Here is a 21,775-nt window from a genome sequence, read left to right on the forward strand (position 1 = left end):
ATGTCCAGCCCCACCACACGGGGGTATGAGGAGCCGGAACCAAAAAATATTTGGCACTGACATTCATCGACACACTATTGAGTTCTCAAAGAACACACGCACACACTTTCACTCCGGAGTAAATCCGGCGCTTCCGTGAGGCAACTTGTTGAAGCTTAGCTCAGCCGAGCCCCGATACAAAATCGGGCCTCTTCCGAACCAGTGTGATAGTCAGGCGCTCCTCGTCCTACCTCGTTTCCCAGGCCTTTCGGCTCCGGGTCGGTGTCCGTGTCGCTCTGACTTGAATAAAGTTACTTACCGGCGTGCACGATGTCAAATCGCCTGGCCAGCGGGTGTTTACAGCGAGTTCACCCAATTGCGGAGCAACTGCGCGCCCGCATCGCCTGACTTTTCGGGATGAAACTGCGTCGCCGACAGCGGTCCGTTCTCGACGGCCGCCAGGAATGGGACACCGTGTTCTGCCCAAGTGAGCTTCGGCGCGGCGAAGTGCTCGTTCGGTGGCAGGTCCCAAGTCTGCGCGGCATAGGAGTGGACGAAATAGAAACGCGTATCCCTATCCATCCCCGCGAACAAGACGCTGTCGGATGGAGCCGACACCGTGTTCCAGCCCATGTGTGGCAGTACGGGAGCAGAAAGGCGCTCGACCACACCGGGCCATTCCGCACATCCATCGGTTTCGACGCCGAACTCGACACCGCGCTCGAACAGAATCTGCATACCGACGCAGATACCGAGCACCGGCCGGGCACCGGCCAGCCGCTGGCCGATGATGCGCTCGCCCTTTACCGCACGCAGTCCGGCCATGCACGCAGCGAATGCGCCGACGCCGGGGACGACCAATCCATCGGCGGCGAGCGCGATATCGGCGTCGGCGGTCACCTCGACATTCGCACCCGCGCGGATCAGCGCGCGCTGCGCCGAGTGCAGGTTGCCCGAGCCGTAGTCCAGCAGCGCGACAGATTTGGTGCTCACAGCGTCCCCTTCGTCGAAGGCACACCGCTCACCCGCGGGTCCAGTTCGACGGCGGCGCGCAAAGCCCGTGCCACCGCCTTGAATTCGGCCTCGGTGATGTGGTGCTGGTCACGGCCATAGAGAACGCGCACGTGCAGAGCGATGCGGGCATTGAGCGCGATCGATTCGAAAACGTGGCGGTTGAGGACGGTGGAATACGGCGCACCCGGTCCGGAACCCGGAATCACCGCGTGCAGCAGGTGGTCGGGTTCGCCGGTGTGCACGCAGTACGGGCGGCCGGAGACGTCCACCGCGGCGTGCGCCATGGTCTCGTCCATCGGAATGAACGCGTCGCCGAAGCGGCGAATGCCGGACTTATCGCCCAGCGCCTGGCCCAGCGCCTGACCGAACACAATGGCGGTGTCCTCGACGGTGTGGTGCGCCTCGATCTCGATATCGCCCTCGGCGCGCACCGTCAGATCGAAGCTGGCATGCGCGCCGAGCGCGGTCAGCATGTGGTCGTAGAACGGGACGCCGGTGGAGATGTCGGTCTTACCGGTGCCGTCCAGATCCAGTTCGACGACGATATTGGATTCCTTGGTGACGCGCTCCACCCGCGCGGTGCGATTCATTGCTGGTTCCTCCACAGGCGGATTCATCGAATGGTGAGGTCGGTCTCGGCGAGTGTGCCGCTGACACTCAGGAATTCGTCGTTCTCGGCAGCGAGACCGATGGTGGCGCGCAGATATCCGGGGATGCCGACATCGCGGATCAGCACGCCGCGGTCCAGATAGTGCTGCCAGGCGCGGGGTGCATCGGCGAAGCGGCCGAAGAGCAGGAAGTTCGCATCGCTGGGGAGAACGTCGAACCCCATGGCGCGCAACGCTTCCGCGACGCGGTCGCGCTGGGATGCCAATTCCGCAACGCTGGCGAGGGTTTCGTCGGCGTGCCGCAGGGCCGCGCGGGCGGCGGCCTGGGTGACCACCGACAGGTGGTACGGCAGCCGCACCAGCAGCATGGCGTCGATCACCGCGGGGGCCGCGACCAGGTAGCCGAGGCGGCCGCCTGCGAAGGCGAATGCCTTGCTCATGGTGCGGGTGACCACGAGTTTCGTCGGATACCGATCGATCAGTGCGATCGCGCTCGGCTCGGCGGAGAACTCGCCGTAGGCCTCGTCGACGACCACAATGCCCGGCGCGGCGGCCAGGATCCGGGCCAGATCGGCCTGCGGGATGCTGTGTCCGGTGGGATTGTTCGGTCGGGTCACGAAGACCACGTCGGGGCGGCGCTCGGCGATGGTGGTGAGCGCGTAGTCGATATCGAGGGAGAAGTCGGCATTGCGCTTGGCCTCGACCCATTCGGTATCGATGCCCTCGGAGATGATCGGGTGCATCGAGTAGGACGGGACGAAACCCAATGCACTGCGGCCGGGGCCGCCGAAGGCCTGCAGCAACTGCTGCAGGATCTCGTTGGAGCCATTGGCCGCCCACACATTGGCGGTGCTCACCGCGACGCCGGTCTGACGGGTCAGGTATTCGGCCAGATCGGTGCGCAGGGCGACGGCATCGCGGTCCGGGTAGCGGTGCAGATCGGTGGCGGCGGCGCGAATGGATTCGGCGACGTCGTCGATGAGGGCCTTACTGGGCGGGTGCGGGTTCTCATTGGTATTCAGCTGCACTGGAACCGTCAATTGTGGTGCGCCGTAAGGCTTTTTGCCGCGCAGGTTGTCGCGCAGCGGTAGCTGGTCCAGGCTGACGTCGGCACCGGGCACGGTGATCTCGGGGGTCATGCCAGCGCCTCGAATCGCGCCTGCACGGCCTGGCCGTGGGCGGGCAGGTCCTCGGCATTGGCCAGGGCGACCACATGACCGGCGACATCTTTGAGTGCGGCCTCGGTGTATTCGACGACGTGGATGCCGCGCAGGAAGGTCTGCACGCTAAGGCCCGAAGAGTGGCGGGCGCAACCTGCGGTCGGCAGTACATGATTGGAGCCCGCGCAGTAGTCGCCCAGGCTGACCGGGGCGTATGCGCCGACGAAAATAGCTCCGGCGCTGCGCACTCGGGCCGCGACAGCCGGGGCTTCCGCGGTCTGGATCTCCAGGTGTTCGGCGGCGTAGGCATTGACGACGCGCAGGCCCTGCTCGATATCGTCGACCAGGACGATGCCGGACTGCTTGCCGGACAACGCCTCTCGCACCCGGTGCGCGTGTTTGACCACGGTCATCTGGGTGGTGAGCGCGGCATCTACCGCATCGGCCAGGTCGACGCTGTCGGTGACCAGCACGCTGGCCGCGAGCACATCGTGTTCGGCCTGACTGATCAGATCGGCGGCCACGTGTACCGGATCGGCGGTGGCATCGGCCAGGATGGCGATTTCGGTGGGGCCCGCTTCGGCGTCGATGCCGACTAGGCCGCGGCACAGGCGCTTGGCGGCGGTGACATAGATATTGCCGGGACCGGTGATCAGGTCGACCGGCTCGAGCTGGGCGCCATCGGTATCGGTGCCACCGTAGGAGAGCAGCGCGATCGCCTGCGCACCGCCGACGGCCCACACCTCCTCGACGCCGAGCAGCTTCGCGGCGGCCAGGATGGTCGGATGCGGTAGCCCGCCGAACTGCGCCTGCGGCGGCGAGGCCACCACCAGCGAGTCGACGCCCGCCGCCTGCGCGGGCACCACGTTCATCACGACACTCGACGGGTACACGGCATTGCCGCCCGGCACATAGAGACCGACCCGCTCGACCGGCACCCAGCGCTCGGTGACCGTACCGCCGGGTACCACCTCGGTGGTGGTGTCGGTACGCCGCTGATCGGCGTGCACCTTGCGGGTCCGCTCGATCGCGACCTCCAGCGCGGTGTGCACGGCCGGATCCAACTTCTCCAACGCGGCGTCCAGCTCGGCTGCGGGCACCCGGACGCTCGGCGGAATCACCCCGTCGAACTTTTCACCGAATTCGAGCGCCGCCGCGACCCCGCGATCCCGGATCGCCTCCACCACCGGCCGCACCTGATGCAGCACCGAGTCCACGTCGACTCCCCCGCGCGGCAGCGCGGTGCGCAGCTCGGCAGCGGAGGGAGTACGGCCGCGCAGATCAACGCGGGCGAGCTCGATGCGGGATGTCATGAGGTCTGCGATCCTGTCTGTCCTGATCCTTGGACGTCGGTCCCCCGACGCCGAGCGGTCGGTTTCCTCCGCTCCGCTCCAGCTAACAGCCTATCGGTCGCATGCCACCGGTTATCCGCTGCGGTCGTCGCGACGCCGGATTCGGAAGCATCACTGCACGGCGACGAGGCCGACTACGATGGCGGCATGTCCATTCCGCACGTTCAGCGGCCCGACCTCCCCGAATACATGACCTGGGAGGAGTTGGAGCGACTTCCCGAGGAGATCGCTGAGCAGATCGAGCTATGGGATGGACGGGTGGTGTGGGTTCGGCGTGGGCCTTCCGAACACCAGGTGTTCATGGGACGTCTGTGGGCCGCCCTCGAGCGTTGCGCACGCAAAGATATGTCGGATCGACCGCAGCACTGCTGGCGAGTCGGTTTCGAAACCAACGTCTTCCTTGGACGCACTGGTAAGTCCAACTTCCTGACACCCGACTTCCTCGTCCACCGCTGCCTGGAATCGCCTTACCAGGATGTTCGTGGCGGCGATGCTCTGTTGGTCGGCGAAGTCCTGTCCCCGTCCAACACCCAGACCGACATCGAGGCAAAGAAAGGTCGCTACGCGAGCGCCGGAATTCCTTGGTACTGGGAAGTGCACCTGGCTCCCGAGGTGAGTGCAATCGCAATTGTGCGCGCGTACGTCCTGCAGACCGGAGCAGGCGAGCTGCCGGACGGAGTGCACCCGCTGCATTCGGCCAACTACCTGCTTGCAGGCGAATGGACCCCTGACAACACCGACGACATCGAGATCGACTTCCCCTTCCCGATTCAAATCCCCTGGACCGAACTCGAATACTGATCGCCGAGTCAGGTGCGGCGGCCGAGTTCGGGCAGACCTTCGCCTGCCCCGAGTGATCGGGGCAGGCGCGCCGGTCAGGCCGGGATGAGGCGTTTGATCACCATCGGCTCGGCGAGGATTTGGGTGAGCACATCGCGGACATGGAAGAAGTGCGGGGTCGTGAAGTGCCCGTCGAGGGCATCGGGGCCGGTCCACTCCTCGACCAGGACCATGCGGGACGGGTCGTTGGGGTCGGTGTAGGGCTGGTAGGTGAGACAGCCGGGCTCGGCGAGGGTGGGTTCGATCATCGCTTCGAGCGCGGTGCGGAGACGATCCTCCTGTCCGTTGGCGGCTTGGAATTCGGCGACCACGTGCAGTGTCATTTCGGTGTCCTGTCAAGGGTTTTCGGCGCGGGGCCGGGTGATGGGGGATCAGGCGTGGGCCGGGCCGGTGCCCGCGCCGGTTTCGGTGATGGCGGCGGTGATCTCGGCGAGGTCGGCGGCGGTCAGCCGCAGGGCGCTGGCGCCGATCCAGCCGTCGATCTGCGCCACGGTGCGGGCGCCGACGATCGCGCCGGTTACGCCGGGCCATGCGGTTGCCCAGGCCAGGGCGACCTCGGCGACGGTCACGCCGTGGCGGGTCGCGATCGGGCGCAGCGCGTCGACCAGGGCCAGATTGGCGGACAGGTTGGTGGTGAAGTCCGGGTGGCCGGAGCGCCAGTCATCGGCGCTGAGCTCGCGGTCGGCGGTGAATGCGCCGGTCAGCAGTCCGGACTGCAGCGGCGAGTAGGCGATGACGCCCGTGCCGTTGGCCTCGGCCCAGGCGATCTCCGGGGCCGCGGCGCGGTTGATCGCCGAGAACGGCGGCTGGATGGCATCGACGTGTGCGACCTGCTCGGCGACGGTGAGTTGGGCGACATCGTGATTGGACAGGCCGATGGCACGCACCTTGCCCTCCTTCTTCAGATCCGCCATTACCTGCCAGTACTCCTCCAGCGGCGTGGCCGCGCCGGAGGCGACGCCGTCGGCGCCGTAGACGAAGATCTCGCCGGTGTCGGGCCAGTGCACCTGGTAGAGGTCGATGTGGTCGACGCGCAGGCGGCGCAGCGATTGCTCGAGTTCACGGCGCACGACGTCGGGGCGCACGATTCGGCGTGGCGGTCCGGTGCGGTCGTCGCCCTCGTCCCAGACCAGGCCGGTCTTGGTGAACAGGTATGGCCGCTCGGATTCGGGCAGCCCGGCCAGTGCCCGGCCGACCAGGTCCTCGGCATGGCCCAGACCGTAGGCGGGCGCGGTGTCGAGCCAGTTGAGTCCGGAATCGATGGCGTGCCGGATGGCGGCGATCGAATCGGCGTCATCGGTGGCGCCCCAGGAGTACTGCCAGCCGGATCCGGCGATCACCCAGGTGCCGAAGCCGAGTGGGGTGATGTTCATGCCGGTGTCGCCGAAGGGGCGAGTGTTGCTCATTGGGTTCTCCGTACTTCTGCCGGATCCGTTCCGGCGTGATCACCACTTTCGGCGGGTACGAGAGCGGTAAACAGCGCCGCGCGAGCCTGGGCACGAGATGACCAGGATGCGCGGCGGCAGCCACCGGGATACTTGATGGTGTGAGTCTGGATCGACGTGCTGAACTCGGCGAATTCCTGCGTTCCCGACGGGCGCGGCTGAGCCCCGAGCAGGTCGGCCTGCCCGATTACGGCAGCCGCCGCCGGGTTCCCGGCCTGCGCCGCGAAGAACTGGCCATGCTGGCCGGAGTCAGCGTGGACCACTATGTACGCCTGGAACAGGGCCGCACGCTGCACTTTTCGGAGTCGGTGCTGGATGCTGTCGCGCAGGCGCTGCGGCTGAACGAGGTAGAGCGCGAACATCTGTATCGACTGGCCCGGCCCTGGTCCGGTGCTGAGCCGCAGTCCGAACAGCAGGTTCGCCCCGGACTGCGCCGACTGCTGGACGCCGCCGCCGATGTGCCCGCCTACATCGTGGGCCGAGGCACCAATGTGCTCGCGTGGAATCCGCTGGCCGCCGCACTCATCACCGACTTCGGCGCGCTACCGCCCCGCGAACGCAATCTGGCCAGGCTGGTCTTTCTCGACGAGGGCATGCGCGAGCTCTACGAGGATTGGCCGGCCAAGGCCGCCGATGTCGTGGCATACCTGCGTCTGGACATGGCCCGCAACCCGGGCGATGCCGGAATCGCTTCGCTTATCGAGGAATTGAGCGCGAACTCCGCCGACTTCCGCGATACCTGGGAGCGGCACGAGCTCAAGGACAAGACGCATGGGCAGTACGTGTACCTGCATCCGGTGGTCGGCAGGCTCGATCTCGGTTACGAAACCCTGCGCCTTCCCGACGATCCGGATCAGGCGCTGATCATGCACACCACCGAACCGGATTCGCCGAGCGCGACCGCCCTTGCGCTGCTGGCGAGTTGGGCGCAATCGACGGTGCGGTCCGGTTCCCGTTAGGCAATGACTAGCGGGCGTCGCCGCTGCGCGTATCGCTGTCAATGAGCGGGGCGCCACTGCCAGGGTTGATCAACCGCAGCGTCACGGACCTGTTCCGGCCCGCATAGGTCACGCTGGCCACATTGATATCCACTGAACCGTCTGGGTTGGTTCCTGTACCACTACCGGCCGCATCAACAGTGTTGAAGCCCGTGACCCGATTCTGCGTCCAGTAATCCTGGAAGGCTGACTCACTGCCGTAGACCCGCTGAGCAGCGGGGGTCAACTGTTTCCATGCAGCCGGGAAGCTCATGTAGGTGAGGTTGTTGTAGAAGTCCACCACTTGATCGATGGATTGCCGCGAGTCTGCCGGGCCGACGCTCTTCGTCTGCCCCGGCGTGCCAGCGGCAGCCGTGGAAGTGGTGCCCTTCGACGCGGACGACGACGGCGGACTCGCCTGCACCGATGGCGTATTGCTGCCCGACTGGTTCAGCGCGCCGATGAGAATGGCCACGACGGCCACCACCGCACCGACGCTCCCGCCGACCAAGACGGCCTTGCGCTTGCCACCGGACTTGCCCGGTGCCGGACGTGGCTGTGTCGCCGTCTGCGGATGCGCTGCGGTTCTCGGATGCGACGCCGTTCTCGGATGCGACGCACCACCGGAGTTGTTGGAGCGAGCGGAATTTCGCGGCGGCGCCGGACGTGGCTGCCGCGCGGTCGGCTGATGCTCCGGCGTCGGATTCGCCGGCGGCCGCAGGGCGCGGGTGGCGGATTCGCCGTGGCGGGCGAAAGCCTCACTGGCGGGGACGAATCCGGCGTGCACCGGTGCCGAACCGGAGTCGGCGAGCGCGGACAGGTGTTCGCGGGCCGCACGCATGGTCGGCCGGGCGCTGGGGTCGGGGCTGAGCAGATCCAGCAGGAAGTCGGTGGCGGGGCCCGCGTGCCGTGGTTCGCTGACCTGGCCGTTTGCCGCGGCGTAGAGCACGGCCAGCGGATTGGCGCTGGAACCGTACGGCGGTTCGCCCTCCAGCGCGTGGAAAAGCGTGGCCCCCAAGGCGAATACGTCGGCAGCGGGCGTCGGGTCGGCGCCGCGTGCGACCTCTGGTGCGAGGTAGGCGGCGGTACCGCAGATCAGACCGGTTTCGGTGAGGGTGACGTCACCGGTGGCGCGGGAGATGCCGAAATCGGTGATCTTCACGGTGCCGGTGTCATCGAGCAGGATATTGCCCGGTTTGACGTCGCGATGCACGATCCCGGCGTGGTGCGCGGCGATCAATGCCGAGGCGACCTGCTCGCCGATCCGCGCGACCTGGGTCAGCGGCAGCATGCCCTGCTCCGAGATCACCCCGGCCAGACTCTTCGACTTCAGATACTCCATCACCAGGCACGGGTCACCGTTGTGCTCGGTGATATCGAAGACCACGATCGCATTCGGATGTTGGAAGCGTGCCGCATTGCGGGCCTCGCGGAACGCGCGCTGACGCACCACATCGCGCTCGGCCTCGGGCAGGCTGGGCTTGATGTGGATCTGCTTCACCGCGACCGAGCGCTGCAGGCGTTCGTCGATGGCACGCCAAACCACACCTGTGCCGCCGCTACCAATCCGCTCGACCAGGCGGTAGTGCTCCGCGATCAATTGACCGGTATCGATGGCGCCTACTCCGAACCTTCTCGAAATCGTGACATCACGCGTATTGACCATCAACGCGTTCCGTCGACGAGTGTAGCGGGGCGCATTCCTCGGCATGCGGCTGCGGGGGTATATTCGCCGCCCACATCGCGCCGTGCGCGGCTGCCATGCTAGTTCACCGCCGCGCCCGAAGCATACGACCGGCGGCCGCAACGGCCGGAGCCGAGCTGTTCGCATCGCTGACGAATACGGCGAAGGCCAGGTCATCGTCGATTCCGACAAACCAGCCGTGCGCATGTTTGTCATCGATGTACTCGGCGGTGCCGGTCTTGCCGATCAGCCCGGGGATATCCCGCAGCGCGGTCGCGGTGCCGCCGGTGATGGTCTCGCGCATCATCGTTTTCAGCTGCTCATCGATCGTCGGTGGCAATGGTGCCGGGATGCGGTCGGCGGCGCCGGGCCGTCCGTCGACCACCATCGGCAGCGGCATCGATCCGCGCGCGATGGAGGCGGCGACCAGTGCCATGCCGAACGGCGATGCGGTCACCTTGCCCTGGCCGATGCCGGACTCCACCCGCAGCGCCGGCGTGTCGGCGGTCGGCACCTTGCCGGTGACGGTGGTCAGACCGGGTGTGACGAAGTCGATGCCGAGGCCGAGTTGTGCCGCGGCATCGGCCAGGCCGTCGGGTGGGAGATTCGCCGCAAGCTGGCCCATGGTGGTGTTGCAGGACTGGGCGAAGGCGGTGTGCAGCGGCACATTGCCCAGATCGAAGTTGTTGTCGTTGGGGATGCGGCGGCCCTCGATATTCGCGGTGGCCGGACACGGCAGAACTGTGTCCGGGGTCACCGCGCCGGATTGCAGGGCGGCGGAGACGGTGACGGTCTTGAAGGTCGAACCGGGCGGGTACAGGCCGGTGAGCGCGATCGGGCCCTGTGCGTCGGCGGCCGCGCTCTGTGCGATGGCGAGCACCTTTCCGGTGGAGGGCTGCAATGCGACGATCGCGGCGGGCTGGGTGACCGGCGTCAGCGCGTCCTCCGCGGCGCGCAGCAGATCGGTGTCGAGGGTGGTCACGATGTCCACGGTGGGTTTGGGATCCTGGCCGGCGACGCGTTCGGTGCCGTCGGCGGTCTGCGCCCGGATCGCCCAGCCAGCGTCCGCTTCGGCCGCGCGCTGCCACAGGTCGGCGAGGCCGGACAGTACGGGTGAGGCGAGGGATTTGTCGGTGGCGAGCAGGCGGGTCTGGGGCGCAAGGGTGACGCCGGGAACCGCGGCCAGCGCGGTCTGGATCGGGGCGATATCGGCATCGCGCAGGGCGATCGCGGTGATCGGCTTGCCCTGTGCCGCATCCAGATCCGATTGCAGCGACTGGGCGGTGATGCCCGCTGCGACCGGGCCCAGTACACCAGCCAGTGCCGCGGTGTCCGCGCCGGGGGCGACGTTCACCAGGGTCACCACCTGCTCGGTCATCAGCTCACCGCCCGATGACTCGAGGATGCGGGCGGGCTTCGGGTAGGCGGTGCTGTAGGTCAGCGGTCCCTTGGCGAGGCCGGGCGCGATCGCGTCGGGATCCCATTTGACCTTCCAGCCGTCGCCGGAATCGCTTGCGGTGCCATTGGTGGTGTAGCTCCACTCGTTCGTGCCGTCTTTGCCGAGTTTCCAGGTGGCGGCGAGGGTGAAGGAGTTCTTATCCGCGCTGCGGACCTCGAATTTCACCTCCTTGCCGAGCCCGTCATAGAGCTTGCCCAGTGCGTCGGAGGCCTTCGTCGGATCGTCGGTGAGTGCGGCGGCAGCGGCGACGTCGTCGCGGTTGAGCGCGTCGGCGAACTGCCCGGCGACGGTGTCGGGCTGGTCCGGTCTGGAACTGCAGCAGGTCAAGGCCAGGGCGGGGGCCGCGAACAGGACGAGGAGATTCCGGTATGCGCGCACCTGGCCGACTCTAACCGCCAATGGCGACCAGCCTGGGTAACCCGCCCGGGAGTGCTACCGGCTCGCGCGCCGATCTCTCGCACACCTTGTCGGCCTTCGCACTGGGAGTGCGGAGGCCGACAAGAGTGCAGATCAGGCGAGCCAGGGAGCCTCGGCGAGCACGGCGGCGTCGGGTTCGGCCAGGTCGATATCGAAGGTTTCAGCGAGGAGCTTCGGCAGTTCGGCGGGTTCGAGTTCACGGGTTTCGCTGGAGCCGTCGGGGCGTTCGGTGATGAGGGTGAGACCGTCCAGGACGTAGTGGACGTCCGGGAGGAATCGCTGCACGAACGGGCGCGTGGTGAACGGCGAGCGTGGGGATGTCGAGACGAAATGGCTGCCGATGGCGAAATCCATGCGGTACTGCGGGTTCAGCGTGAAGGTGTAGCGGTCGATCCAACCCTCGCGACCGAATTGGTGCAGCACCCACAGATCGCTGTCGAGTTCGCCGGTGGTGTATTCGAGCCGGAATCGCCACTCGCCGAGCGCGAATTCGCCGCCCTCGACCAGCTCGTAGGGTGCGAGCGGGCCGGAGCCGAAACCTACATCGCAGAGCCAGACCCGGTCGTCGTCGCTGGTGATGACGCGCAGCAGAGCATGTGTCGCCGGACGCAGACCGCCCGGCGCACCCATGGTGACCCGGCCGCTGAGACCGGTGACGCCGAACCCGAGCCGTTCCAGTGCGGCGGCGAACAGGCCGACGTTCTCGTAGCAGTAGCCGCCGCGACGCTGCCGGATCATCTTGTCCTGCAACGCCTCCAGGTCGAGCAGCACGGGGCGGCCGAGGATGGTCTCCAGGTTCTCGAACGGGATCGTCGTGGTGTGCGCGTAGACCAGGGCTCGCAGGGTTGCCAGTGTCGGCGAGCGGTCGCCCGCGTAGCCGATGCGGGCGAGGTAGGCGTCGAGGTCCAATTCCGCGCCGTTCCAGTGGTAGGCGGGGTCGTCCGGCTTATGCGGACCCTTCCCTAGGCCACTGTTACCCATCGAATCGCTTCGCGATCCCGTCTCCATCGCACCTCTCCTCGTCTCGGTCTGCTCGAATGAACCACACCTACCCGACGAGTGTTCCCACGGCCTGTTTCAGGCGGCGCATTTGGCGTACGGCGGGGCCGCGGGGGCGGTATTTATGCCGCGAGCGACATCGACGAGATAGTCGCGGTCGGGTCCGTCGACGGGTTCGGTGCCGATGAGCAGCCGCTCGACGACGCAGCCGCCCTCGAAGTACGCGGGCCCGATGCTGTGATCGCCGGGGACCACCGCACCGTACAGATCGCGGCCGCTGACGATGGTGTACATCGAGGTGGGTTTGCCCGCGGCGAGCAGTCCGGCTCGCATTTCCAGGGTCGACGAATACGGCACCACATCGTCGCTGGTGCCGTGGATGAGGAAGGCGCGTTTCATGCCCATCCGGGCGGCCAGCAGGGCGGGTGAGCGTTCGGCGTAGGCCTGCGGACACACCGTCGGGGCACAGCCACCCGCGTCGCGTTCGATCTGAGCAGGTAGCGCGGGATCGATACCTGCCGAGGTGTGCCAGATCGCGAAATCGTCCGCGGGACCGTAGTTGTCGACCCAGTAATCGAATAGTCCCGGTGGGCTATATGCCGCCGCGAGGCCGCTCATGGTGCCGCCCTGACTCCAGCCCCACAGCACGGTGCGGCCGATCGCGGGGTGTTCGTTCTTGTACCACTGCGTGGCGGTGACGATATCGCGCCAGCCCGCCCACAGATTCCAGTCGCCGGTCCGCCACACGCTGGTCTCGCTGCGTGCGTCCATCAACAGGATCGGGGTCGCGGTACGGCTGGCGATCGAGGTCATATATCCGGCGAAGTCGGCGGAGCTCCCGCCGTGGCCGTGTACCGCGACGACCAGATCGTGCGGTGTCAGGTCGCCCGCCGCACAGCGGTACGGCTCGTATACGCGGCCGGTGGCGTCCTCACCGTCCACCGTCAGGGTCACCGGCCTGATATCCACCTGGACCGCGCACTCGGGCTCGGCCGAAGCGGCCGGTGCGACCGGGCTTGTCGTCGACGCCCCGGTGAGCAGGGCACAGCAGGCCATCAGCAGTAGGTATCCGCGCCTCATGCTGGAATGATGGCATGCGGCTATCGCGGTCCGGTGGCAGCGGCGGCGCGCGTCGCGACGAATATCGCACCGGCCACCGCGGCGGCGCCGACCACACCCGCGAAGGTCGTCGAGCCTGCCGGTAAACCGATTGCGTCACTGAGGAATCCGGCCGACAGCGGGAGTACGGCGGCGGGCAGGTAGCCGCCGACATTCTGGGCGGCATTGGCCTCGGCGAGCCGATCGGCGGCCACATTCGCGCTGATGGCGGTGAGACCGCCGAACTGCCCCATGCCCTGACCGATTCCGGCGAGTATCGCGGCCGCGGCGAACAGCGCGATCGATGACAGCCGCAGCGCCGAAGCCAGGGCGACCATGCTGAGCAGGGTGGCCGCGGCGCTACCGAGCAGAATTGCGCGCAGCCGCAGCCGTTGCACCGCGAATTGAATTCCGGTGGCGCCCAGGAACATGACGAATGCCAGGCCGCCCGCGAGCACTCGATTGGTGGCGCCCAACAGGTTCGACAGCAGCGAGGGTCCGAGCGAGAGCACGAACGACGTGGCGGTGATGCCCGGCGCGAAGACCGCGATGCCGAGCAGTACCGCGGTCCGGCCACCCGGTGCGACCGCCGGGATACGAATCCACGGGCCGCGCCCGCCCGCACCCTTGGGCAGGTCCAGCCGAGCCACCACCACGAAAGCCGAGGCGAGCAGGACGATCTCGACGACGAAGATGGTTACGGTCGGGCCGGGAACGGTCTGCGACAGCACACCCGCCAGCAGCGGACCGAAGCCAGCGCCGAGCACCATGGCCGATGACGCCGCCAGTGCGGCAAGGCGTTTGCGGTGGCGGCCGCCGATATCGGTCACCGCCGCCATACCCGCCGATACGGCGGCACCGACCGCGATCCCGGTGAGCAGGCGCGCGATCGCCAGCACCGCAACCGAATTCGCGGTGGCGAACAGTACACAGGCGAGCATCGCGAGTATCACCGCGGGCAATAGCACCGGTTTGCGCCCGACGCGATCCGAGACCACGCCCGCGACCAGCAGTGCGCCGAGCAAACCGGCTATGTAGCAGGCGAATACGGCGGTCAGGACGCCGGAGGAGAAGCCGAGTTGGTGCTGCCACACCACATACAGCGGCGTCGGCGCGTTCGAGAGCACGAAGACCGCGAGCACGGGCCAGGCCGCCAGCCATACCGCGCCGTTGCGTTCGGCTATCTCGACTTCGGACGCTACGAGTGTCGACATGCCCAACCTCCATCAGTTCGAAATTTCTCGTACTAGTACGACGAGAGTCGAACTTAACACCTAGTACGATAGAAGTCGAACTAACGAATTCGAGATCCACAGGAGACCCTGATGCCCGCCACCAACACCGTCGCGACCACGCTGCCCGAGCCCGCGCGCGCGGAGTTGCGGCTGGAAGAGGTGCTCGGCGTGCTCAGTGATCCGCTGCGGCTGAGCATGGTGCAGAAGCTGCTGCTGGAATCCCCCGAGACCGATCGCTCCTGCGGCTGGTTCGACATCGATCGGCCGAAATCGACACTGACGCACCACTTCCGAGTGCTGCGCGAGGCCGGTGTCACCCGCCAGCGGCAGTACGGACTCGAGCGGCGCAGCCGGGTCCGGATCGAGGACCTGGAAGAGCGCTTTCCCGGCTTGCTCGATCTGGTGCGCGCCTGGCAACCGGCATAGTTCTGGATCGCCGGGCGAACGCTAATATTCGCCTATGCGTTCGATTGATGCGGCGGAGCGGCGAGCACGACTGGGGGTGCGGCATCGGCTGGCGCCATCGAATCGCACCGATGACGTGGCCGAGATCGTGCAATCGCTGGTAGTGCTGCATGCGACCGATCCGGCGACGGTGTACCTCTCCGTCGGCGCGCGCAGTCATGCCGCCGAGCCCGCGCATGTCGAGAAGGCGCTGTACGACGATCGGACGCTGCTGCGCATGCTGGCGATGCGGCGCACCATGTTCGTCGCGCCGATCGGATTGGTCCCGGTATTGCAGGCATCCTGCGCGGATGCGTTGGCGCACAAACAACGTCGCACCTACGGCCGATTCATCGAGCAGGCGGGTGTGGTGGACGGCGATGTGCGCACCTGGCTCGCCGAGGTCGAGGACGCCACGCACAAGGCGCTGCTGGCCAGGGGCGCGGCCACCGGCGCACAGCTGAGCAAGGATGTGCCGCTACTGCGTACCCAGGTGAATCCCGCTCCGGATAAGGCCTATTCGCGTCCGACCTCCATCACCACGTGGGTGCTGGTGATCCTCGGCGTCGAGGGCCGCATCGTGCGTGGCCGTCCCAATGGCAGTTGGACCAGTAGCCAATACACCTGGGCGCCCGTGGAATCGTGGCTACCGCAAGGTGTTGCGAGCATCCCCGCCGACGAAGCCCGCGCCGAACTCGTCCGGCAGTGGCTCTACGCCTTCGGACCCGCCCCCATTGCCGATATCAAGTGGTGGACGGGCTGGCCCCTCGGCGAGGTCCGCAAGGCCCTCGCCCAACTCGATGTGGTCGAGGTCGATCTCGACGGCGGCACCGGCCTGCTGCTCGCCGATGATCAGGACCCGACCCCCGAGCCCGAACCCTGGGCCGCCCTGCTCCCCGCGCTCGACCCCACCTCCATGGGCTGGCAATCCCGCGACTGGTACCTGGGCCCGCACGCCCCGAACCTGTTCGACCGCAACGGAAACGTCGGACCGACCATCTGGTGGAACGGCCGCATCGTCGGTGGCTGGGCCCAGCGCAAAGACGGCGAAATCGCCTACCGGCTACTGGAAGACGTCGGTTCGGATGCCGAAACCATGATCGCCGCCGAGGCCGCCCGCACCTCCGAATGGTTCGGCGAAGTCCGCGCCATCCCCCGCTTCCGCACGCCCCTGGAACGCGAACTCACCGCCTGATCGACACAAAGCCGCCGGAAGCTGCACAGCTTCCGGCCAGCGGACGGCACTGTCACCGGCCCCTCGCCGTTGGGAGATGCTGCTGGCGCAGTAGCGCCGACGGTCCTACATGTCGAGGCCGAGGTCGAGGACGCGGACGGAGTGGGTCAGGGCGCCGACGGCGAGGTAGTCGACGCCGGTGCGGGCGTAGTCGGCGGCTTTGTCGAGGGTGAGGCCGCCGGAGGATTCGAGTTTGGTATCGGGGGCCGTATTGTCGCGGCGTTGGACGGCGGCCTGGGTTTGCCAGAGGGGGAAGTTGTCCAGCAGGACGAGTTCGACGTGTTCGGCAAGGACGGCGTCGAGTTGTTCGAGACTGTCGACTTCCACCTCGCAGGCAATATCGGGCGCCAGGTCGCGGACGGCGCGCAGTGCGGCGACCACCGAACCGGCGGCGACAACGTGGTTGTCCTTGATCAAGGCGGCGTCGCCGAGGCCCATGCGGTGGTTGACGCCGCCGCCGACGCGGACCGCGTACTTCTGCAGGGCGCGCAGGCCGGGCAGGGTTTTGCGGCTGTCGCGGATGCGGCAGTTGGTACCCGCCACCGCGTCGACCCAGGCCGAGGTGGCGGTGGCGATGCCGGAGAGGTGGCAGACCAGGTTGAGCATGGTGCGTTCGGCGGTGAGCAGGCCGCGCGTCGGTGCGACCAGCCCGAGCACGCTCTGTCCCGGCTCGACCCGGGTGCCGTCGGCGACTCGATCGGTGATTTCGTAGTTGCCCGCGCCGATCACCTCATCGAGAACGAGCAGTCCGACGTCGAGTCCGGCGACGGTGCCCGGCTGGCGCGAGACCACCGATGCCTTGACCGCCGCGTCGGCGGGAACCGTTGCGGCGGTGGTGATATCGGGGCCGTAGCGCAGATCTTCATCCAGCGCGGTGCGGATCAGCGCCAGCACCTCGTCACGATCCAGGCCGGTATCCAGACCCATCAGTGCACTCCTCGTCCTATTGCCCGCATTGTCGGCGAGCAAATCTCAAATCGTCGGGCCATCGTGTCGCCCGGACCTCGCCGCCCACCGAAAGCTCGTACCCTGCGTTGCCGCAGCGATGTCCCACCCGCCGATCCGCACGTCATGAGGCGCTCGGAATGGCGTCTTGGTTCCAGTCACCGAGGTCGAGACCGTCGGGTGCCGGGACGGGATGGCCTTCGGGCCCCAGACGCACTGCGCGGCTGTGGCGTTGCTGCTCATCGGAGGTCGGGTGATCGGAGCGGGTGTGGCAGCCGCGGCTTTCGGTGCGGGCCGCGGCGGAGAGCAGGAGCACCTGCGCGGTGAGGGTGAGCGCGGCGTCCTCGAATGCGGTGATGCGCTGTGCCGCAGCAGTACTGTTCAAGTCCCCGGTGCCGTCCGGCGCTCCGGTCCCATTCGGCGCCTCAGCGCCGTGCAGCGTGGCGATATCGCTGACCGCCGTGCCCGTCGTTCCAGCGATCCGATGCGCGGCACCGGTCAATTCGGCACGTAGCCGGGTCGCGGCGCTGTGCGACACCGCATCTCGCAATCGCATCGCCGCATCCGCGAGCCCGGCGGCATCGCGAACCACCGAGGCATGCGATGTCATCGACTGCTGCACCAGAGCGCGCGCGGCACGCGGCACGGTGTGGAAGGACACCTCCGTCACATGCGCGTCCTCGCCGAGCCGTTCCGCCGCGGCCACCCCGGCCCGTTCGCCGACCACCAGACCCTCGAGCAGGCTGTTCGATCCCAGCCGGTTGGCGCCGTGCAGGCCGGTGCGCGCCACCTCACCCGCGGCGTACAAACCCGGAACCGCGGTCCGGCCGTGGGGATCGGTGACGATCCCGCCGCATTGATAGTGCGCGGCGGGCGCAATCGGGATGAGATCGGCGCGCGGGTCGATCCCCGCGGCCAGGCAGGACGCGGTGATCGTCGGAAAACGTTGCGGAAAGCCGTCGATCGCGCGGGCATCGAGGTAGACGTGATCGGTGCCGAGCGCACGCATCCGTGCGGCAATGGCACGCGACACCACATCGCGGGGTGCCAGATCGCCACGGGGGTGCACACCCGCGGTCACCGAATTCCCTTCGGAATCCACCAGTGCCGCGCCCTCGCCGCGCACCGCCTCGCTGATCAGTGGCCTGCGGCCGAGCCCACCCGGGGTGTAGAGCACCGTCGGATGGAATTGCACGAATTCCAGATCGGCCACCGTCGCCCCGGCCCACAGCGCCAGCGCGATGCCGTCGGCGGTCGCACCCGGCGGATTCGTACTCAACGCGTACAGCTGGCCGAGCCCGCCGGTGGCCAGCAGCACCGCCGGTGCGTGCACGACCCCGAATCCGTTCTCCGACACCGCGATAACGCCCTGCACACCGGTCCGGCCGGTGACGATCTCCAATGCTGCGGCACCGAACAGCACCGGCAGTCCGGCCGCATTCAGCGCGCGCTGCACCTCCGCGCCCGTGGCATCACCTCCGGCATGGATGATCCGTCGCGTACTGTGCCCGCCCTCGCGGGTGCGCGAAATCTGGCCGTCCCGGCCGAGGTCGAAGACCGCGCCGAGATCGGTCAGCGCGGCCACGGCCGCTTGACCGCCCGCCACGATCGATCGCACCGCCGACTCATCGCACAGCCCGGCACCGGCCTCGACCGTGTCGCGCACATGTGATTCGACCGAATCCTCATGTGGCGCCACAACGGCGATACCGCCCTGGGCGTACTGGGTTGCGGTATCCGTCGGCCCGCCTTTGCTGAGGATGAGCACCCGCAACCCGCGCAGCGATGCCGTACGCGCCGCGGTCAACCCGGCGACGCCGCCGCCGAGCACCACCAGATCGGCCTCGGCTTCCCAATCGATCCGCGGCGCGATACTCATGCGCCCCTGCCCTTCTCGACGAGCAACGGCGTCCGGACGATGCCGCAGGCGGCGCTACCGGCCGCCCTGGCGGTCATTCCGCACCGCCACTCCGGACGAGTGCGCATATCGCACTCCGATCACACCCGGGCGCGCTCATTCGCCACCGCCCGGGTTGCCGATTTCGATCATCCGCTGCACCGAATTGCGGGCCAGCGCAGCCGTTTCCAGATCGACGTGCACCTCATCGGTGTTCTCGACGAGCGAGCGCAGCAGCGCCGCCGGGGTGATCATCTTCATGTACTTGCAGGACGCGCGGTCGTTGACGGCCTGGAAGTCGATGCCGGGGGCGGCCTTTCGCAGCTGGTGCAGCATGCCGACCTCGGTGGCGACCAGCACCTGGTGCGACGGCGCCTTCGGGTCACTGCGCAGGCTCCGCTCCCGCACGGCCCGCGCGGCATCGATCATGCCGCCGGTGGACAGAATGTGCACCCGGTCGGCCGGGAACGAGCCCTCGCCCGCGAGGTACAACGCCGAAGTGGCGCAACCGCATTCGGGGTGCACGAACAGTTCGGCATCCGGATGGGTGCGGGCCTGCTCGGTGAGCTCATCGCCGTTGATCCCGGCGTGGACATGGCATTCGCCCGCCCAGATGTGCATATTCTCGCGGCCGGTGACGCGCTTGACGTGCGCGCCGAGGAACTGGTCCGGCAGGAACAGCACCTCACGGTCGGGATCGATGGAGGCGACGACATCGACGGCATTCGACGAGGTGCAGCAGATATCGGTGAGCGCCTTCACCGCGGCCGTGGTGTTCACGTACGAGACGACCACCGCATTCGGGAATTCGGACTTCCAGGCACGCAATTCGTCGGCGGTGATGGAATCGGCCAGCGAACAACCGGCCCGCTGATCCGGGATGAGCACCGTCTTCTCGGGGCTGAGGATCTTGGCCGTCTCGGCCATGAAGTGCACGCCGCAGAACACGATGGTGTCCTCGGGGGCCTCGGCCGCGATGCGGGACAGCGCCAGCGAATCACCGACGTGGTCGGCGACATCCTGGATCTCGGGCAACTGATAGTTGTGCGCGAGAATCGTCGCGTTGCGCTCCCTGGCGAGTCGCTTGATCTCGGCCGCCCACTCCGGCGTGGCCTCGACACCGGCGAATCCGGTCGGACCGTCGAATACCTGCCCCATCAGCGGGGGCGCCAGCTTCGCACCCATCGTCGCCATGATGGCTCCTCTCCTCGTGCGATCGGAGCTTGTGCCTGTTCACATGGCAGCCGATTCACACCCAAACCAGGTTTTCGACTTATAATCGAAAACGTGCCCCATAGTAACACCATCCACGAAACGCTCACCGCGGTGTTCCAGGTTCGGCGCTTCCCCGAAGACATCAGCGCAGGTAGCAGCCCTGCATGGGTGACCGACGAGTTGATTCGCCCCTGTCCGCCCGGTCAGCGGACCGAACTGGCGGTGCTGCTGTGGGAGCGCGCCCTCGACCCGCAGATGGGCACCTGGTCGCTGCCCGGCGGCCGCCTGCGCGACGACGAGGACCTCAATATCTCGGCCCGCCGTCAGCTCGCCGAGAAGGTCGACGTGCGCGAGCTGGCACATCTGGAGCAGCTGTCGGTATTCAGCAATCCGGACCGGGTACCCGCGCCGCGCCGGATCGCCTCGGCCTATCTCGGCCTGGTGCCGCTGACCGCCGACCCGCGGCTACCGTCCGACACCGCGTGGCATCCGGTATCGATGCTGCCGTTGATGTCGTTCGATCACGGCACCGTTGTCGAGCATGCGCGCACCCGACTCGCGGCGAAGCTGTCCTACACGAATATCGCCTTCGCGCTGGCACCGGAGCGGTTCACCATGTCGACGCTGCGCGAAATCTACTGCGCCGCGCTGGGTTATGAGGTCGATACGACGAATCTGCAGCGAGTTCTCACGCGCCGCAAGGTGATCATGCCGACCGGTGCGACCGCCTCCCCCGGCCGGGCGGGTGGACGGCCCGCGGCGGTCTATCGGTTCACCGACTCCGAACTCCGAGTCACCGACGAATTCGCCGCATTCCGCCCACCCACCTGACCCACTCGATCGCCTCCCCGCGATCGGCCCCCATTCGACGACCGGCCCCCGAACCCGTCGCCCAGCACAAAGTGGACTGTGCCGCGGCCACTGCCATAGGGGCCACGGCATCCCGAGCGTGTCCCGATCACCGATGACCGGGACACTCCCCTTTTACTCGGACAGCCCGCCGGGCATACCCAGATGCCCGGAGCACAGGATCCATACGACCCAGTTCGACGGGAAGCCCGTCTCGACCCGAGCCGCCCCTGCTACAACCGATTTCCAGAACATTTGCCGCCCTCCCTCTTCGGCTGCCGCTCCATCGGCGCTTCGCATTGGCGAAATCGACTGTCCGCCTCCGCTATTCGATCACTCGAACGATTTCGACGATAGGGGTCGGTGCGCCGCGACGGAACGGCCGAGCGTTCAGAATCGCCGAATATGGCTGGTCACAGTCGGATACGAGTTATCCGGACCGGAAGCGGCAATGCGCTCGACCGCCTGTCCGACTTTCCGGACCGGACAGAAATGCGGTCCGACGCCTAGCGCTCACTGTGCGGCAGGCCAATATCCGGCATGGTCGGCGAGGCCGCCGGACGCCAGTTGCCCGGTGGCTGCTGGGTGCGGTAACCGAGCGCCATTGCGCCAGCCAACGCGCATGTCGAACCGGAGCATAGAAAAACCCCGCCTCCGCATACTTCACATGCGAAAACGGGGTCAACCCATAGCACTACCGGATCGGCGTCAATCCCCCACCCGACCCTTATGTTTCTCATTCCGCCGATACCGCCGCTTACTGGGAATCGGCTGCGCGGCACTGGACCGCCGCAGCGCATTCCGCCGCCGCCACGCCACCAGATCCGGCCGCTCCTGCTCCCCGGACGGAATCAATACCGCCTGCCCATGCCTGGTCAACATATCCTCGCTCATCGCCACCTCCTTCCTATTCGCGGCTCGACA

20 protein-coding genes are annotated in these 21,775 nt (G+C 67.2%); 5 read left to right on the forward strand and 15 right to left on the reverse strand.

The window, feature by feature from the left end; translation table 11 throughout:
- Positions 1 to 336: 336 nt before the first annotated feature.
- From hisH to hisD, 4 genes are read right to left on the reverse strand one after another with little or no spacing between them, the layout of a single operon-like run.
- The gene (gene hisH / locus ACWEO2_RS37520) at positions 337 to 972 is read right to left on the reverse strand and encodes an imidazole glycerol phosphate synthase subunit HisH (RefSeq protein ID WP_354957039.1); all 636 of its coding nucleotides are present in this window, start codon (positions 970 to 972) and stop codon (positions 337 to 339) included.
- Entirely contained in the window at positions 969 to 1,583 is a 615-nt protein-coding gene (gene hisB, locus ACWEO2_RS37525) for an imidazoleglycerol-phosphate dehydratase HisB (protein ID WP_355189858.1), read from the reverse strand. Before hisB ends, hisH begins: the two co-directional genes overlap by 4 nt.
- A 23-nt stretch (positions 1,584 to 1,606) precedes the next feature.
- Positions 1,607 to 2,740 (reverse strand): histidinol-phosphate transaminase, encoded by a 1,134-nt coding sequence (locus tag ACWEO2_RS37530; RefSeq protein WP_452409710.1) that lies wholly within the window; start codon positions 2,738 to 2,740, stop codon positions 1,607 to 1,609.
- The gene (gene hisD / locus ACWEO2_RS37535; RefSeq protein WP_354957042.1) at positions 2,737 to 4,074 is read right to left on the reverse strand and encodes a histidinol dehydrogenase; all 1,338 of its coding nucleotides are present in this window, start codon (positions 4,072 to 4,074) and stop codon (positions 2,737 to 2,739) included. Before hisD ends, ACWEO2_RS37530 begins: the two co-directional genes overlap by 4 nt.
- A 186-nt stretch (positions 4,075 to 4,260) precedes the next feature.
- On the opposite strand from hisD, the gene ACWEO2_RS37540 reads away from it, so the two are divergent.
- Positions 4,261 to 4,914, forward strand: a complete 654-nt coding sequence (locus ACWEO2_RS37540) for a Uma2 family endonuclease (protein ID WP_452409711.1) — start codon at positions 4,261 to 4,263, stop codon at positions 4,912 to 4,914.
- Between the two features lie 74 nt (positions 4,915 to 4,988).
- On the opposite strand, the gene ACWEO2_RS37545 is transcribed toward ACWEO2_RS37540, so the two are convergent.
- Positions 4,989 to 5,276, reverse strand: coding sequence for a putative quinol monooxygenase (locus tag ACWEO2_RS37545; RefSeq protein ID WP_452409712.1), 288 nt, complete (start codon positions 5,274 to 5,276; stop codon positions 4,989 to 4,991).
- 48 nt (positions 5,277 to 5,324) lie between these two features.
- Positions 5,325 to 6,359, reverse strand: a complete 1,035-nt coding sequence (locus ACWEO2_RS37550; RefSeq protein WP_452409713.1) for an aldo/keto reductase — start codon at positions 6,357 to 6,359, stop codon at positions 5,325 to 5,327.
- A 140-nt stretch (positions 6,360 to 6,499) separates the two neighbouring features.
- On the opposite strand from ACWEO2_RS37550, the gene ACWEO2_RS37555 reads away from it, so the two are divergent.
- Positions 6,500 to 7,357, forward strand: a complete 858-nt coding sequence (locus tag ACWEO2_RS37555; RefSeq protein WP_354957046.1) for a helix-turn-helix transcriptional regulator — start codon at positions 6,500 to 6,502, stop codon at positions 7,355 to 7,357.
- Between the two features lie 7 nt (positions 7,358 to 7,364).
- Here the strand turns inward: ACWEO2_RS37555 and ACWEO2_RS37560 are convergent, their stop codons facing one another.
- From ACWEO2_RS37560 to ACWEO2_RS37580, 5 genes are all read right to left on the reverse strand, one after another.
- Positions 7,365 to 9,041: a protein kinase domain-containing protein gene (locus ACWEO2_RS37560; protein ID WP_452409714.1), complete on the reverse strand. Its 1,677-nt coding sequence runs from the start codon at positions 9,039 to 9,041 to the stop codon at positions 7,365 to 7,367.
- 103 nt (positions 9,042 to 9,144) lie between these two features.
- Positions 9,145 to 10,896 carry a penicillin-binding transpeptidase domain-containing protein gene (locus tag ACWEO2_RS37565; RefSeq protein ID WP_452409715.1) on the reverse strand — a complete coding sequence of 584 codons (1,752 nt, stop codon included), beginning with the start codon at positions 10,894 to 10,896 and terminating at the stop codon, positions 9,145 to 9,147.
- Between the two features lie 132 nt (positions 10,897 to 11,028).
- Complete coding sequence (locus ACWEO2_RS37570) at positions 11,029 to 11,916, reverse strand: arylamine N-acetyltransferase family protein (protein ID WP_452409761.1); 888 nt, start codon at positions 11,914 to 11,916, stop codon at positions 11,029 to 11,031.
- 96 nt (positions 11,917 to 12,012) lie between these two features.
- Positions 12,013 to 13,014 carry an alpha/beta hydrolase family protein gene (locus tag ACWEO2_RS37575; protein WP_452409716.1) on the reverse strand — a complete coding sequence of 334 codons (1,002 nt, stop codon included), beginning with the start codon at positions 13,012 to 13,014 and terminating at the stop codon, positions 12,013 to 12,015.
- 20 nt (positions 13,015 to 13,034) lie between these two features.
- A complete protein-coding gene (locus ACWEO2_RS37580) occupies positions 13,035 to 14,246 on the reverse strand; it encodes an MFS transporter (protein ID WP_452409717.1) in 1,212 nt (403 codons plus the stop codon).
- Positions 14,247 to 14,357: 111 nt separating this feature from the next.
- Here ACWEO2_RS37580 and ACWEO2_RS37585 point away from each other — a divergent pair, with 111 nt between their 5' ends.
- Positions 14,358 to 14,693 (forward strand): ArsR/SmtB family transcription factor, encoded by a 336-nt coding sequence (locus tag ACWEO2_RS37585; RefSeq protein WP_452409718.1) that lies wholly within the window; start codon positions 14,358 to 14,360, stop codon positions 14,691 to 14,693.
- Between the two features lie 34 nt (positions 14,694 to 14,727).
- The gene (locus tag ACWEO2_RS37590; RefSeq protein WP_452409719.1) at positions 14,728 to 15,906 is read left to right on the forward strand and encodes a winged helix DNA-binding domain-containing protein; all 1,179 of its coding nucleotides are present in this window, start codon (positions 14,728 to 14,730) and stop codon (positions 15,904 to 15,906) included.
- Between the two features lie 105 nt (positions 15,907 to 16,011).
- Here the strand turns inward: ACWEO2_RS37590 and nadC are convergent, their stop codons facing one another.
- From nadC to nadA, 3 genes are all read right to left on the reverse strand, one after another.
- Positions 16,012 to 16,872: a carboxylating nicotinate-nucleotide diphosphorylase gene (nadC, locus tag ACWEO2_RS37595; RefSeq protein WP_452409720.1), complete on the reverse strand. Its 861-nt coding sequence runs from the start codon at positions 16,870 to 16,872 to the stop codon at positions 16,012 to 16,014.
- A gap of 142 nt (positions 16,873 to 17,014) precedes the next feature.
- On the reverse strand, positions 17,015 to 18,769 hold the full coding sequence (locus ACWEO2_RS37600) for an L-aspartate oxidase (protein WP_452409721.1): 1,755 nt from the start codon (positions 18,767 to 18,769) through the stop codon (positions 17,015 to 17,017).
- 135 nt (positions 18,770 to 18,904) lie between these two features.
- Positions 18,905 to 19,981 carry a quinolinate synthase NadA gene (gene nadA / locus ACWEO2_RS37605; RefSeq protein WP_452409722.1) on the reverse strand — a complete coding sequence of 359 codons (1,077 nt, stop codon included), beginning with the start codon at positions 19,979 to 19,981 and terminating at the stop codon, positions 18,905 to 18,907.
- 93 nt (positions 19,982 to 20,074) lie between these two features.
- Between nadA and ACWEO2_RS37610 the strand changes: the two genes are divergently transcribed.
- On the forward strand, positions 20,075 to 20,833 hold the full coding sequence (locus tag ACWEO2_RS37610) for an NUDIX hydrolase (RefSeq protein WP_452409723.1): 759 nt from the start codon (positions 20,075 to 20,077) through the stop codon (positions 20,831 to 20,833).
- Positions 20,834 to 21,559: 726 nt separating this feature from the next.
- Here ACWEO2_RS37610 and ACWEO2_RS37615 read toward each other — a convergent pair.
- Positions 21,560 to 21,745 (reverse strand): hypothetical protein, encoded by a 186-nt coding sequence (locus tag ACWEO2_RS37615; protein ID WP_355188379.1) that lies wholly within the window; start codon positions 21,743 to 21,745, stop codon positions 21,560 to 21,562.
- Between the last annotated feature and the right edge of the window lie 30 nt (positions 21,746 to 21,775).

The sequence above is a fragment of the Nocardia sp. NPDC004278 genome (assembly GCF_053602975.1).